Below are 235 nucleotides of genomic sequence, written 5' to 3'. Positions count from 1 at the left end.
AACCCAACGTCAATCTCCCAATTACGCAACATAGCGCTGCCGAAGCTGCGCCACTTACCCAGACGGTAAGGAATGGCGCAAAAGTACGAAACAGCGCAGCTTTCCGTCGGCAAGTGGCGACGGCGAGTTTTGCAGGATCGTGTCGAGGGGCTGCTGGACGAAGCGCCTCCAAGCAGATCCAGGACGATTGCCGATGATCAGGTTGCGGCCTTGATTGAGCGGACGCTGCGCTCAA

The 235-nt window shown here is 57.9% G+C and carries 1 pseudogene; it reads left to right on the top strand.

The annotated features are described in order from the left end of the window. Positions 1-102: 102 nt before the first annotated feature. Positions 103-235: pseudogene (locus tag RM533_RS13635) on the top strand (IS630 family transposase); the annotation flags it as partial.

Origin of the sequence: Croceicoccus esteveae (assembly GCF_031846435.1) — a bacterium.
Classification (GTDB): domain Bacteria; phylum Pseudomonadota; class Alphaproteobacteria; order Sphingomonadales; family Sphingomonadaceae; genus Croceicoccus; species Croceicoccus esteveae.
Note: the sequence above shows the minus strand (reverse complement) of the source record. Positions and strands in the feature narration are given on the sequence as shown.